The organism is Streptomyces sp. SUK 48, from assembly GCF_009650765.1.
Taxonomy (GTDB): Bacteria; Actinomycetota; Actinomycetes; order Streptomycetales; family Streptomycetaceae; genus Streptomyces.
Map to the genome: position 1 here is coordinate 3,932,701 of NZ_CP045740.1, position 13,634 is coordinate 3,946,334.

The 13,634-nt window shown below is 73.1% G+C and carries 13 protein-coding genes; 5 read left to right on the plus strand and 8 right to left on the minus strand.

Annotated elements, in window-relative coordinates; genetic code table 11:
* Positions 1-143: 143 nt before the first annotated feature.
* Positions 144-935: an SURF1 family protein gene (locus GHR20_RS16945; RefSeq protein WP_153813633.1), complete on the plus strand. Its 792-nt coding sequence runs from the start codon at positions 144-146 to the stop codon at positions 933-935.
* Positions 936-1,082: 147 nt separating this feature from the next.
* On the opposite strand, the gene GHR20_RS16950 is transcribed toward GHR20_RS16945, so the two are convergent.
* The 7 genes from GHR20_RS16950 to GHR20_RS16980 all read right to left on the minus strand — a co-directional run bounded on the left by GHR20_RS16950 (position 1,083) and on the right by GHR20_RS16980 (position 7,445).
* Positions 1,083-2,219 carry a hypothetical protein gene (locus GHR20_RS16950; RefSeq protein WP_243878049.1) on the minus strand — a complete coding sequence of 379 codons (1,137 nt, stop codon included), beginning with the start codon at positions 2,217-2,219 and terminating at the stop codon, positions 1,083-1,085.
* 58 nt (positions 2,220-2,277) lie between these two features.
* Positions 2,278-2,865 carry a SigE family RNA polymerase sigma factor gene (locus GHR20_RS16955; protein ID WP_237520592.1) on the minus strand — a complete coding sequence of 196 codons (588 nt, stop codon included), beginning with the start codon at positions 2,863-2,865 and terminating at the stop codon, positions 2,278-2,280.
* Between the two features lie 402 nt (positions 2,866-3,267).
* Positions 3,268-4,323: an aspartate-semialdehyde dehydrogenase gene (locus tag GHR20_RS16960; protein WP_153813634.1), complete on the minus strand. Its 1,056-nt coding sequence runs from the start codon at positions 4,321-4,323 to the stop codon at positions 3,268-3,270.
* Positions 4,320-5,591 carry an aspartate kinase gene (locus GHR20_RS16965; RefSeq protein WP_111583155.1) on the minus strand — a complete coding sequence of 424 codons (1,272 nt, stop codon included), beginning with the start codon at positions 5,589-5,591 and terminating at the stop codon, positions 4,320-4,322. The genes GHR20_RS16960 and GHR20_RS16965 overlap by 4 nt, the downstream gene beginning before the upstream one ends.
* Positions 5,592-5,794: 203 nt before the next feature.
* Complete coding sequence (locus GHR20_RS16970) at positions 5,795-6,457, minus strand: DUF5063 domain-containing protein (protein ID WP_111583156.1); 663 nt, start codon at positions 6,455-6,457, stop codon at positions 5,795-5,797.
* Positions 6,450-7,049 carry a recombination mediator RecR gene (gene recR, locus GHR20_RS16975; RefSeq protein ID WP_111583157.1) on the minus strand — a complete coding sequence of 200 codons (600 nt, stop codon included), beginning with the start codon at positions 7,047-7,049 and terminating at the stop codon, positions 6,450-6,452. The genes GHR20_RS16970 and recR overlap by 8 nt, the downstream gene beginning before the upstream one ends.
* A 51-nt stretch (positions 7,050-7,100) precedes the next feature.
* On the minus strand, positions 7,101-7,445 hold the full coding sequence (locus GHR20_RS16980) for a YbaB/EbfC family nucleoid-associated protein (RefSeq protein WP_111583158.1): 345 nt from the start codon (positions 7,443-7,445) through the stop codon (positions 7,101-7,103).
* 236 nt (positions 7,446-7,681) lie between these two features.
* On the opposite strand from GHR20_RS16980, the gene GHR20_RS16985 reads away from it, so the two are divergent.
* On the plus strand, positions 7,682-8,428 hold the full coding sequence (locus GHR20_RS16985; RefSeq protein ID WP_111583159.1) for an SLATT domain-containing protein: 747 nt from the start codon (positions 7,682-7,684) through the stop codon (positions 8,426-8,428).
* 85 nt (positions 8,429-8,513) lie between these two features.
* Here the strand turns inward: GHR20_RS16985 and GHR20_RS16990 are convergent, their stop codons facing one another.
* Positions 8,514-10,430: a serine/threonine-protein kinase gene (locus GHR20_RS16990; protein WP_153813635.1), complete on the minus strand. Its 1,917-nt coding sequence runs from the start codon at positions 10,428-10,430 to the stop codon at positions 8,514-8,516.
* A 209-nt stretch (positions 10,431-10,639) separates the two neighbouring features.
* Between GHR20_RS16990 and GHR20_RS16995 the strand changes: the two genes are divergently transcribed.
* From GHR20_RS16995 to GHR20_RS17005, 3 genes are all read left to right on the plus strand, one after another.
* Positions 10,640-11,995, plus strand: coding sequence for an aspartate aminotransferase family protein (locus tag GHR20_RS16995; RefSeq protein WP_153813636.1), 1,356 nt, complete (start codon positions 10,640-10,642; stop codon positions 11,993-11,995).
* A 117-nt stretch (positions 11,996-12,112) separates the two neighbouring features.
* Positions 12,113-12,808 (plus strand): GntR family transcriptional regulator, encoded by a 696-nt coding sequence (locus tag GHR20_RS17000; RefSeq protein WP_111583162.1) that lies wholly within the window; start codon positions 12,113-12,115, stop codon positions 12,806-12,808.
* 74 nt (positions 12,809-12,882) lie between these two features.
* Complete coding sequence (locus GHR20_RS17005; protein ID WP_148024506.1) at positions 12,883-13,533, plus strand: hypothetical protein; 651 nt, start codon at positions 12,883-12,885, stop codon at positions 13,531-13,533.
* The last annotated feature ends 101 nt before the right edge of the window (positions 13,534-13,634 follow it).

Genomic DNA, 13,634 nt, shown 5'->3' on the forward strand with positions numbered 1-13,634 from the left:
GCCCATACTGCCTGGCCGCGGCGACAATTGTGTGGCGGGTGGGCGCAGCCTGTGGATAACTTTCCCGCCCCGGGCACCACACGGGTGCGGGTGAGGGCCGCCCCGCGGGCGGGGCGGCGGGGCGGGCGCCGTACCGTGGGGGCGTGTACCGGTTTCTGCTGACTCCGCGCTGGTGGGGCATCAACGTCTTCGTGCTGCTCGCCATCCCCTTCTGCATCTTCATGGGGTCCTGGCAGCTGAGCCGGTTCGAGGGGCGGGTGCACGAGGAACACGCCGCGAACCGGCAGGCCGCGTCCGACGCCACGCAGGCCGCCCGCCCGCTGGACTCGATGCTGCCGGTGAACAAGGCGACGTCCGGGCGGCGGGTGTCCGCGCACGGACGGTACGGGACGCAGCTGCTCGTGCCCGGCCGGCAGCTGGACGACAAGAACGGGTTCTACGTCCTGACGCTGCTGCGGACCGACACCGGGAAGTCGCTTCCCGTGGTGCGGGGCTGGCTGCCCGGGACGGCGTCCGCGGCGAAGGCGCCCGCCGCGCCGCGCGGTGAGGTGACCGTCGTCGGCGCGTTGCAGGCGTCCGAGACACCGGGGGACAACGGGGTCAGCGCGCAGGGCGGGCTGCCCGCGGGGCAGACGTCGGCGATCAGTTCGGCGGCGCTGGTCAACCTGGTGCCGGACCGGCTGTACGACGCGTGGGTGACGCTGGACACGGCGGGCGCCGGGATGAAGGCGGTGCCGGCGACGGCTCCGGAGGGCACCGGGCTGGACCTGAAGGCGTTCCAGAACCTCGGGTACACCGGCGAGTGGTTCGTCTTCGCCGGGTTCACGGTGTTCATGTGGTTCCGGCTGCTGCGGCGCGAGGTCGAGGCCGCGCGGGACGCCGCGCTGGGCCTGGCGCCGGAGGAGGCCGTGCCGGTTCCGGTGTCCAACAGCTGACCGGTGCTGCGGTGGGCCGGGGGTTGGGACAGCTCACCGGCGCCGGCCGGGTGCCTCCCCCAGAGGGGGTACCCCCAGCGCCCACCCGTGCCGCCGCCCCAGCGGCACGACTGCCCGCAGTAAAAGGCGGCCCTCTGTCCGGCCCTCCTACGAATCCGCCAGTACCCCCGTGTAATACACCGTCCCCGCGCACTCTCCCGGCACCTTCGTCGAGGCGGTCGGGCCGCCGGAGGCCGGGGTGTGGGTGACCACGACGCTGCCGTCGGCGGTGGTGCCGCCCGTGCCCAGCTGGGAGGCGGTGCCGGAGGCGCTGCCGGCGTCGGCCGTGCCGTCGCTCGGGGTGGGGGACGGGTCCGGGGTCGCGCCGCCGTCCGTACCGCCGGCCGGGCCGCCCGGGGTGGGGCACGTCTCGGAGGGGACGAAGGCGAACTTCTCCTGGTAGGCGGCGCCGGGCTGGAGGACCAGGCCCGTGGCCTCCTGGGCGGGATCGGGCAGCCCCGTCGCCGCGTCGCCCGCCGCATGCCGTACGACGGCGATCTTCGCGGGGTCCGCCGCGCCCAGCGCGCTCGCGCCCACCGCGCCCGCCCCGCTCACCGCGCAGGGCCCGGTGGAGGTGTTGGTGACGCGGAACGCGCCGTACACGATCCCCGTGGAGTCCGGCGCGGCGGCGCTGCCCGTGACCGAGCCCAGCTGGGCCGGCGTACACGCCGGGACGCCCGCGGCCAGGGTGGCGGAGGGGTTCGCGCCACCGGCCGCGCCCGCCTCGCCCGCACCCGCGCCGGCCTTGTCCCCGGGCTTGCCGGGCCCCTTGCCCGGCTGGACCGGGTTGCCGTCCGTGCCCCTGCCGCCGCCCGCCGGGCCGCCCCTGTCCTTGTCGTGCCCGGTGCCGGAGTGCGCCTGCGAGGACTGGCCGGCCATCGCGGTGTCCGGGTCGGAGCCGCCGGAGTCGGAGACGTGCACCAGCGCCGGGATCGCCGTACCGAAGAACAGGGCCGCCGCCGCCATGCCCACGGCCGCCTGCCGCTTGCGGGCCCGGCGCGCGGGGACCGCCCGGCGCAGCCGCTCCAGCGTGCCCGCGCCCGGCTCCATGCCGTCGACCGCGGAGTGCAGCAGCCGCCGCACCTCCGCCTCCTCCGAGCCGAGCCCGCCGAGCGTCCGGGCGAGCCACTCGCCCTCCGCCCCCGGGCCGGTGCCCTCGCGGGTGGAGCCGGGGAAACCGGCGCTCTCCCGGTCGTGTTCGGGTTCGAGCCCCTCGGTGCTCCTGTCGTCGGGGCCGTGGTTCACAGTTTCGTTCCCAGCGTGCGGTGAGGTGTGGTCGGGGCGGTGCGGTGCGGGCCGTCGGTCATGTCGTCTGCTCCATGGCCACCCGCAGGGCGGCGATGCCGCGCGAGCCGTACGCCTTCACCGAGCCCAGGGAGATGCCGAGCGACTCGGCGACCTGGGCCTCGGTCATGTCCGCGAAGTAGCGCAGGACCAGGACCTCACGCTGGCGGCGCTGGAGCCCCTTCATCGCCTTGATGAGGTCGCGGCGCTCCAGCTGGTCGTACGCGCCCTCCTCCGCGCTCGCCATGTCCGGCATCGGCTTGGCGAGCAGCTTCAGGCCGAGGATGCGGCGGCGCAGGGTGGAGCGGGAGAGGTTGACGACCGTCTGCCGGAGGTAGGCGAGGGTCTTCTGCGGGTCGCGGACGCGTTTGCGCGCCGAGTGGACCCGTATGAACGCCTCCTGGACGACGTCCTCGCAGGAGGCGGTGTCGTCGAGGAGGAGGGCGGCGAGACCCAGCAGCGAGCGGTAGTGCGCCCGGTAGGTCTCGGTCAGATGGTCCACGGTGGTGCCGGTGACGGCCTCCGTGGCCGTGCTGTCGTCGGCGCCGTCACGCTGACCGGGTATGCGGGCTGGCCGCGCGGCTGGCATGGGCGCGATCACCGGCATGCCGCCGGGCGTGCGGGGGCGCAACGCCGCACGCGGCGGCCGAAGGGCCGCGCTGCCGCGTCCCCCTGTGAGTTCCAGTACCTCTGCCACGCCTGTTGGACACGTCTGCCCCCGCCAGGGTTGTACGCGCCGGGCGTCACATGTGCGACAGCCGGCGGTGCCTCAAGTGCCGTCATGCAACCCGCTCTTCCCCTATGTCCGATGTGGACGGGCATCCCCTCGCCCGGTCCGCTCACGACGCCCCCACGCCCCGAAGAGTGACCGCAAAGACGCTCCCGCCCTCCGCGTGGTTGCGGAGGGCGGGGAGGCACATCTTCTGTCGCCGAGAGGGCCGGCTCAAGCGGTTTGGACCATGCCGCCGGACACGCTTCGCACACAGATCCTACAAAGCGGCCACACGGTTCACCCGGCGGACTCCTGGGCGACCAGCTCCGCGATCTGCACGAGGTTCAATGCGGCGCCTTTGCGCAAATTGTCGCCGCACACGAAGAGTTCGAGCGCGGCCGGGTCGTCCAGCGACTGCCGCAGCCGCCCCACCCAGGCGGGGTCGGTGCCCACCACGTCGGCGGGGGTGGGGAACTCGCCGGCCGCCGGATCGTCGCACAGCACCACGCCGGGCGCGGTGGCGAGGATCTCGCGGGCGCCGTCCACCCCGGCCGCCCCCTGGAAACGGGCGTGGACCGTGAGGGAGTGGGCGGTGACCACCGGCACCCGGACGCAGGTGACGGCGATGGGCAGGCCCGGCAGCGAGAGGATGCGGCGCGTCTCCTCGCGCACCCGCAGTTCCTCGGAGGACCAGCCGTCCTCGGCCGCGGTGCCGGCCCACGGTACGACGTTCAGCACGACCGGATCCGGGAACGGGCCGGTGGCATCGCCCACGAGGCGTCGTACGTCCCCCGGCGCGGTGCCCAGTTCGGTGCCGGCCACCTGGGACAGCTGGGCGCGCAGCGCCTCCACACCGGCCCGGCCGGCGCCGCTCACCGCCTGGTAGGAGGAGACCACCAGCTCGCGCAGCCCGTACTCGGCGTGCAGCGCACCGAGGGCGACGATCATCGTGAGGGTGGTGGCGCCGGGGTTGGCGATGATGCCGCGCGGGCGGTTGCGCGCCCGGTGGGCGTTGACCTCGGGCACCACCAGGGGGACGTCCTCATCGGCGCGGAAGGCGCCGGAGTTGTCCACGACCACCGCGCCGGCCGCGGCGGCGACGGGCGCCCACTCGGCGGCGACCGGCTCCGGGACGTCGAACAGGGCGATGTCCACCCCGTCGAAGGAGTCCTCGGTCAGGGCCGAGACCTCCGCCTCCGCCCCGCGCACGGCCAGCTTGCGGCCGGCCGGGCGGGGAGAGGCGAACAGACGGATCTCGCCCCAGATGTCCTTGCGCTGGGAAAGGATCTGGAGCATGACCCGGCCGACCACTCCGGTCGCTCCCACGACCGCGAGCGTCGGCTTGGCGTTCATCGGCCGGTGCCTCCGTAGACCACGGCCTCGTCGGTGTCGGAGTCGAGTCCGAAGGCGGTGTGCACGGCGCGCACGGCCTCCGGCACGTCGTCCTTGCGCGTGACGACCGAGATGCGGATCTCGGAGGTCGAGATCAGCTCGATGTTCACGCCCGCGTCGGACAGCGCCTCGAAGAAGGCGGCGGTGACGCCCGGGTTGGTCTTCATGCCCGCGCCGACCAGGGAGATCTTGCCGATCTGGTCGTCGTAGCGCAGCGAGTCGAAGCCGATGCCGCCGCGGGCCTTCTCCAGGGCGTCGATGGCCTTGCGGCCCTCGGTCTTCGGCAGCGTGAAGGAGATGTCCGTCAGGCCGGTGGAGGCGGCGGACACGTTCTGCACGACCATGTCGATGTTGATCTGCGCGTCGGCGATGGCCCGGAAGATCGCGGCGGCCTCACCCGGCTTGTCCGGCACGCCGACGACCGTGATCTTGGCCTCGGAGGTGTCGTGCGCGACACCGGAGATGATGGCCTGCTCCACCTTCTGGTCCCCAATCGGCTCACTGCTGACCCACGTGCCCTGCAATCCGCTGAAGCTGGAGCGTACGTGGATCGGGATGTTGTAGCGGCGCGCGTACTCCACACAGCGGTGGAGCAGGACCTTGGAACCGGAGGCCGCGAGCTCCAGCATGTCCTCGAAGGAGATCCAGTCGATCTTCTTCGCCTTCTTCACCACCCGCGGGTCGGCGGTGAACACACCGTCGACGTCGGTGTAGATCTCGCAGACCTCGGCGTCGAGGGCGGCGGCGAGGGCCACGGCGGTGGTGTCCGAGCCGCCGCGGCCGAGCGTGGTGATGTCCTTCTTGTCGGCGCTGACGCCCTGGAAACCGGCGACGATCGCGATGTTGCCCTCGTCCAGCGCGGTCCGGATGCGGCCCGGGGTGACATCGATGATCCGGGCCTTGTTGTGGACCGAGTCGGTGATGACGCCGGCCTGGCTGCCGGTGAAGGACTGGGCCCCGTGGCCCAGGTTTTTGATCGCCATGGCCAGCAGCGCCATGGAGATCCGCTCTCCGGCGGTCAGCAGCATGTCGAATTCGCGCCCGGCAGGCATCGGAGAGACCTGCGCGGCGAGATCGATCAACTCGTCCGTCGTGTCGCCCATCGCGGAAACGACGACGACAACCTGGTTGCCGTTCTTCTTCGCTTCCACGATCCGCTTGGCGACGCGCTTGATGCCCTCGGCATCGGCTACGGAGGAGCCTCCGTACTTCTGCACGACAAGGCCCACGTGCGCTCCTCGCTCGGTTCGTTTGTGTCGGCTCAGTTTAACGAGCGTCCGACATCCACCACCCTGCTCCCGCATGGTGAGACATACGCCCATGGGACCCCGGCCGCCCGCTTCCGGATGGCCTTCTGCCCACCCGGGACCGGCCCACGCGGAACGTGCCCCGGGTCACATCCGCGGCCGTACGCCTCCGGGCCGCCGCGGCGTCACGAACCGGGCCGCATCCCCAGCGGTCCGCCGATCTCCTCGGCCATCACCCGGCCCGCCTCGAACTCCAGGGTCTCGTCACCCAGGGGGGACTGGTCGGTGTCCAGGCCGTCCAGCTCCTCCAGGGGCTGGTTGAGGCGGACGTGGATGAGCACCGACTGGAGGGCGCGCAGCACGGCGGAGGCCGTCGGCCCCCAGTTGGAGAAGTAGGAGAACTGCCACCACCACAGGGCCTCCGAGGTGCGGCCCGCGCGGTAGTGGGCCATGCCGTGGCGCAGGTCCGTGATGATGTCGGCGAGGTCGTCCGAGATCCGGGCCGGTACCGGGGCCCTGCGGGGCTCGTAGGGGTCGAAGACCTCGGAGTAGACGTCGACGGGCTCCAGCAGCCGGGCGAAGTTCTCCCGCAGCTCGTCCACGTCCGGCTCCGGGCCCGGGTCGGGCTCGTAGCGCTCGTCGGGGACGATGTCCTCGTGGGCGCCCAGCCGGCCGCCGGCCAGCAGCAGCTGGGAGATCTCCAGCAGCAGGAAGGGCACGGTCGAGCCGGGCTCGTCGCCCCGCGCCACCTCGGTGACGGCCACCAGGAAGCTCTCGACCTGGTCCGCGACCTGTACCGCGAAGTCGTCGGGATTCTGCGACGTGGCGTGCAGCGTGGCGTCAGACATCTAGGAGTCTTCTCCCCTCGAAGGCGCGGCCGAGGGTGACCTCGTCCGCGTATTCCAGGTCGCCACCCACCGGGAGGCCGCTGGCCAGGCGGGTGACCTTCAGGCCCATGGGCTTGATCATGCGCGCGAGGTACGTGGCCGTCGCCTCGCCCTCGAGATTCGGATCGGTGGCCAGGATCAGCTCCGTGACCGTCCCGTCGGCCAACCGCGTGAGAAGTTCTCGTATACGCAGGTCGTCGGGGCCGACACCCTCGATGGGGCTGATCGCCCCGCCGAGCACGTGGTAGCGGCCGCGGAACTCGCGGGTGCGCTCGATCGCGACGACGTCCTTCGGCTCCTCCACGACACAGATCACCGAGGGGTCGCGGCGCGGGTCACGGCAGATGTTGCACAGTTCCTCCTGCGCGACATTGCCGCAGGTCGCACAGAAGCGGACCTTCGCCTTGACCTCCAGGAGCGCGTGCGCGAGCCGTTTCACGTCCGTCGGCTCGGCCTGGAGGATGTGAAAGGCGATCCGCTGCGCGCTCTTGGGACCGACGCCGGGCAGCCGCCCCAGTTCGTCGATGAGGTCCTGGACCACGCCTTCGTACAACGGACTGCCCTTCCTGGAGACCTTTCGGTACGTACGCTAGTTGGACCGGGGTCAGAACGGCAGACCGGGGATGCCCGTGCCGCCGCCCAGGCCCTGGGCCAGCGGGCCGAGCTTCTGCTGCTGGAGCGCCTGCGCGTTCTCGTTCGCCGCCTGTACGGCGGCCACGATCAGGTCGGCGAGGGTCTCGGTGTCCTCCGGGTCCACCGCCTTGGGGTCGATCTTCAGGCCGCGCAGCTCGCCGGCGCCGGTCACGGTCGCGCTGACCAGGCCGCCGCCCGCCTGCCCGCCGACCTCTGTGTTCGCCAGTTCCTCCTGGGCCCGCTGCAGATCCTGCTGCATCTGCTGGGCCTGCTGGAGCAACTGCTGCATGTTGGGCTGGCCACCACCGGGGATCACGATCAGCTCCTCTGTGTCTTTCTCCTTGGCACGAGCCTACGTGGTCCAGGCGGCCATCACACCGCCACTCTTTCGAGTGAGAGAGATGGCGGATCTATAGCTGATCAAGGCCCCCTTCCGGGCGGAATAGCCGGGAAAGTCACGACCGGGCCACCCGTTGGGCGGTAGGAAGGGTGGCGCACGTCGGCAGGGAATGTCACGCTACGTGACCGGTCGTGATCAGTAGGGAGTGCCGGGTGGGTCAGCCGGAGATGCAGCCCGAGGGGCCGCCTCAGGACGGGCGGGGCGAGGGCTCGGCCGGACCCCGGCCGGGTGATCTGACCGGGCGGGCGCTGCCGCCCGGCGACTGGGGCGAGCCCGGCGAGCGGCTGGACGAGCTGTACCGGTGGGTGGAGCACGGGGCGCTGCGGACGGCGGACTGGTACCTGCGGGACCGGGTGTGGAAGCGGCGCGGGGCGCGGGTGCTGCGGGCCGGGGCGGCAGTGGGGGCGGTGACCGGGGCGGCGCTGCCGCTGCTGGATCTGACGAAGGTGGCGGCGGGCGTGGCGCCCTGGGGGTGTCTGGCCCTGCTCCTCGCGGCCGCGTGCGCCGGCGCGGACCGGTACTTCGGGGTGACCTCCGGCTGGATGCGGGACGTGGCGACGGCACAGGCGGTGCAGCGGCGCCTCCAGGCGCTCCAGTTCGACTGGGCGGTGGAGGGGGTGCGGGAGGTGCTGGGCCCCACGGAGGGCACGGCGAGCGAGGCGGCGGAGCGGTGTGTGGTCCTGCTGCGTCGCTTCTCGGAGGACATGACGGAGCTGGTCCGGGCGGAGACGGCGGACTGGATGGTGGCGTTCCGGGCGGGCGCGGCGCCGGTGGGGGCGCCGTCGGTGGCGTACGTACCGCGGCAGGAGGCGGTGGGGCAGGCCGCCAGATTCGTCCTGCCGCCGGCGGGGGGCACCCGCCCGAACATGCCGAGACAGCGCCCGCCGGAGCCGCGGTGACCGGCGGGGGCCGCCGCCGTCCGCGCCGGTCCGTGCCGTCCGCCCACCGACGGGTGCGCGTCGGTCACTGGCCGGTGCGCGTCAGTCACTGACGGGTGTACGTCAGGGTCTCCCCGCCGCCCTGCCGGGCCCGCTGCAGCCGGCCGTCCGGGAGCAGGCTGACCTCCGTCGGGTCGCCCGGGGAGCAGGAGGAGAGGGGCTCGCCGCTGGTCACGACGGACGGGCCGATCTCCAACGGCCCGCCGGAGTAGGGGGCTTGGCTGAGTTCGGCCGCGAAGACGCAGTGGTACTTCCCACCGCCGTCCGCCGGGCCCTCCGCGACCAGGGTCAGTACGTCCTCCCCCACCTTCCCCTGCCGGATGGTGAGCCGGCGGGTGTTGGCGCCGCTCGCGTTGTCGATGGTCGCCGCCCAGGTCCCGACGTAGGCGTCCGGTACGGCACCCGCGCCGGAGGCGGAGGGCGAGGCCGGGTCCGGACCCCGCTCCCCGGAACCGGTGGGCGAGGCGGAGCGCGAGGCCGGTGCCGGGGCGGCGCCGCTCCCGCCGCTCTCGACCCCGCTGTTCAGCAGCGCGTACACCGACCCGCCCGCGCCCACCGCCACGATCAGCGCGATCACGACCAGCAGGGCGGTGGACCGCCCGCTGCGCCGCTCCGGCTCGGGCTCGGGCTCCGCGCCGTAGGGCGGGTACGGCGGGTACGACTGCCGGGGGTACCCGTACCCGAAGGACTGCGGTGCCCGCGGCGGCGCGGAGGCGGTGCCCTGCGCGAAGTACGGCTGCCGGGCGCCCTGTTGGGGGTGCGGCTGGGCCTCCTGCCGGGGATCGCCGTACGCGCCGGGGACCGTCACCGGCAGCGGCGGCTCCTCCCCCGCCCGCGCCGGCAGCCGCTCGGAGCCGGCCCCGCTCACCTTCGTGGCGGCTGCCCCGCCCCCGTCCGAGACGGCGGAGTGCTCGGGCGAACCACCGTCGCGCACACCGCCGTTCCGCCCGCCGCCGTCCCCCGCACCACCGTCCCGTGCTCCGGCGCCCTGGGCACCCGGCCGCGAGCCCGCCCCCTCGGCCCCGCCCGCACTCTCCTCCGGCTCCTCGACCTCCAGCAACCCCACCGCGTGCCGCCCCAGTTGGGCCACCAGCGCGCCCGGCAGCCAGGGGTCGCGGGAGCGGCCGCCGGACACCGTGTCCTGGGCCCCCGTACGCTCCAGCAGCGCGTCCAGGGACGGCCGGGCCGCCGGGTCCTTGCGCAGGCACCGGCGCACCAGATCGGCGATCCCCTCCGGCACCCCCGCCAGATCCGGCTCCTCCTGGGCGATCCGGAACATCAGCGCGTGCGCCCCGCTGCCGGCGTTCCCGAACGGCATCCGCCCGGTCGCCGCGTACGTCAGCACCGAGCCGAGCGAGAAGACGTCGCACGCCGGGGTGAGCTGGTCCCCGCGCACCTGCTCCGGCGCCATGAACCCCGGCGAGCCGACCAGCGACCCGGTCGTGGTGAGCCCCTCGCCGCCCAGCGTGTCCGTCTCCAGGGCGCGCGCGATACCGAAGTCGATCACGCGCGGCCCGTCGATGGTCACCAGCACATTGGACGGCTTCAGGTCCCGGTGCACGATCCCGGCCGCGTGGATGTCCTTCAGCGCGTGCGCGAGCCCCGCCGCGAGAATCCGTACCGAGCGCTCCGGCAGCGCCCCGTGATCGTGCCCCACGACCTGCTGGAGGCTCGGCCCGGCCACGTACCCGGTGGCCACCCAGGGCACCGCCGCCTCGGTGTCCGCGTCCAGCACCGGCGCGGTCCAGTGCCCGCCGACCCGCCGCGCGGCGCCCACCTCGCGCCGGAACCGGGCCCGGAACTCCTCCCGCGCGGCCAGCTGCTCGCGGACCAGCTTCACGGCGACCGTGCGGCCCCGGTCCGAGCGGGCCAGGTACACCATGCCCATGCCGCCCGCGCCCAGCCGCGCCAGCAGCCGGTAGCCCCCGATCCTGTGGGGGTCCCCCGGACCGAGTTCCTCCATGACCGCCCGCCTTCCCGCCCCGTCAGCTGTGGCAACGGCCCGAGAATAATCCGGTCGTACAAGGTGCCGGAGGCCCAGCCGTCCACGGTTCGGTAACAGGCCGCGCGCCCCCGCCCGGTTCATTGTCGACAACCTGTCGCGGATTGGGCCCGGCCACGGAACAGGACGCCGATACCGCGTCCGCATCCCGGACATTTACGCTCGCCCGCATGACCCCTCAGACCGATCCCGCAGCCGGCGCCGCAGTGAAGGCCGCGGACCGTGCGCACGTCTTCCATTCCTGGTCCGCCCAGGACCTCATCGACCCGCTCGCCGTGGCCGGCGCCGAGGGGTCGTACTTCTGGGACTACGACGGCACGCGCTACCTGGACTTCACCAGCGGGCTCGTCTACACCAACATCGGCTACCAGCACCCCAAGGTCGTCGCGGCCATCCAGGAGCAGGCGGCGAAGATGACCACCTTCGCGCCCGCGTTCGCCATCGAGGCGCGCTCGGAGGCGGCCCGGCTGATCGCCGAGCGGACCCCCGGCGACCTGGACAAGATCTTCTTCACCAACGGCGGCGCCGACGCGGTGGAGCACGCGGTGCGCATGGCCCGGCTGCACACGGGCCGCCCGAAGGTGCTCTCGGCGTACCGCTCGTACCACGGCGGCACCCAGCAGGCCGTGAACCTCACCGGCGACCCCCGCCGCTGGCCCTCCGACAGCGGCACCAGCGGTGTCGTGCACTTCTGGGCGCCGTTCGCCTACCGCTCCCGCTTCTACGCCGAGACGGAGGAGCAGGAGACCGCGCGGGCGCTGGAGCACCTGGAGACGACGATCGCCTTCGAGGGTCCCGGCACCGTCGCCGCGATCATCCTGGAGACGATCCCCGGCACCGCCGGGATCATGCTGCCGCCGCCGGGTTACCTCGCCGGGGTGCGCGAGCTGTGCGACACGTACGGGATCGTCTTCGTCCTGGACGAGGTCATGGCCGGATTCGGCCGTACCGGCGAGTGGTTCGCCGCCGATCTGTTCGATGTCGTACCGGACCTGATGACCTTCGCCAAGGGCGTGAACTCCGGCTATGTGCCGCTCGGCGGGGTCGCCATCTCGGGGAAGATCGCGGAGACCTTCGGCAAGCGCCCCTACCCGGGCGGTCTGACCTACTCCGGGCACCCGCTGGCCTGCGCCGCCGCCGTCGCCACGATCGACGTGATGGCCGAGGAGGGCGTGGTCGAGAACGCCAAGCGGCTCGGCGAGAGCGTGCTGGCGCCCGGTCTGGCCGAGCTGGCGGCGCGCCACCCGAGCGTCGGCGAGGTCCGCGGCGTGGGCATGTTCTGGGCGCTGGAGCTGGTCAGGGACCGGGAGACGCGGGAGCCCCTGGTGCCGTACAACGCGGCCGGTGAGGCGAACGCGCCGATGGCCGCCTTCGCCGCGGCCGCGAAGAAGCAGGGCCTGTGGCCGTTCGTGAACATGAACCGCACCCATGTGGTGCCGCCGTGCAACACGAGCGAGGCGGAGCTGAAGGAGGGCCTGGCCGCCCTCGACGCCGCGCTGTCCGTGGCGGACGAGTACACGGCGTAACCGGTCGACCGCTGCCGTCGGCAGAGGCCGAACGCGTAAGGTGACGTGCTCGTAAGACTCCGCGGAGTCGCCCATACGTGCGAGCACCGCACCCGAACGCGTGAGGAGAGACCGGCCATGCCCGGCAACGGCGTCGTCACCCGCAGCACCCTGCGCCAGCAGATCGCGGACGCCCTCCGTGACGAGGTGCTGGCGGGGCGGCTGCGGCCGGGCCGGGCGTTCACCGTGAAGGAGATCGCCGACCAGTACGGCGTCTCCGCCACCCCGGTCCGCGAGGCGCTGGTCGACCTGTCCGCGCAGGGCATCCTGGAGGCCGACCAGCACCGCGGCTTCCGGGTGCCCGAGTACTCGCTCGCCGACTACCGGCACATGATCGAGGCCCGCAGCCTGGTCACGGACGGCATGTTCCAGGGCCTCGCCGCCGGGCACCCCGCCTTCCGCACCCCGCCCGACGATCCGCGCACCCTCGCCCTGCTGGCCACCGTCCGGCGCCGCGGCGAGGAGGCCCTGCGCGCCGCCGCCGCGGGCGACCTCACCGTGCTGATCGGCTACGACCTGCGGTTCTGGCGCGAGTTGAGCGTCCTGTTCGGCAACCCCTACCTCGGCGACTTCCTGCACCGGCTGCGCGTGCAGTCCTGGGTCTGCGCGGTCCAGCACCTGCGCCGCCTGCCCGATCTGCGCGGCAGGCTGTGGGCCGGGCACACGGACCTGGTCGAGGCCCTGGCCCGGCGCGACACCGAGGCCGCCCGCGCGCTGGTGGCCGCGGCCAACGCCCACTCGCTGGCCCTGCTGGAAGATCTGTCCGACAGCTGACCGGACGTGGGGGTATGGGACCGCACGCGCACCGATTACGCTTCCCGGACCACCCTTTGCGTGAGGAGCTTTCCTTGGCCTGTGACCTGTGGCTGGTACCGCTCGTCGATGTGTTGTGCCACACGCCGGACAATCCGTTCGCCGAGGAACTCGCGCACTACGACCACGCGCTGGCCGCGGCGGGGCTGCCGCCGGTGCCGGTGTACCAGTACATGCCGGGCCTGTCCGGCGAGGTCGCGCCGGTCGCCGGGTTCGACTACGACGCCCTGCACTTCCTGCGCCGCGCCTATCTGCTCCAGGTCTGCGGGCTGCCGGTGACGCCGGTGGACGAACTCGGCGGGGACTACGAGCAGTTGCTGGAGATGTTCGAGTCCACGGCCCAGCAGTCGCACCTGGTCTGGCACTACGACCACGCGGGCGCCTACGTCCCGGTCGACTTCCCGCATCCGCTGTCCGACGAGCAACTGCTGGCCGGTGGCGGCCCCTTGGGCTCCGCCCAGGCGCTGCTGCGCGAACTCCAGTACGTCGCACCGGTCATCGGCATCGACCCGGCCAACCCCCCGGCTCCGCCCGCCCCGCCCGCGGCCCCCACCCAACTGGAGGAACCGGCCGCCCCCACCCCTCACGACCCGAACCCCTTCTCCCGCGAACGCCATGTCTGGCTGGGCCTGCACGCCGCCGCGACCCGCGCGCTGGCCCAGGGCTCGATGATCGTCTTCAGCTGACCGGGGGCGGGCGGCGCGCGGGCGTCCCCGACGCACGGCACCCGCCCACCCATGACGGGTGCGCGGGTGCCCTGACGTCCTGCGTTCCTGCGTCCTGCGTC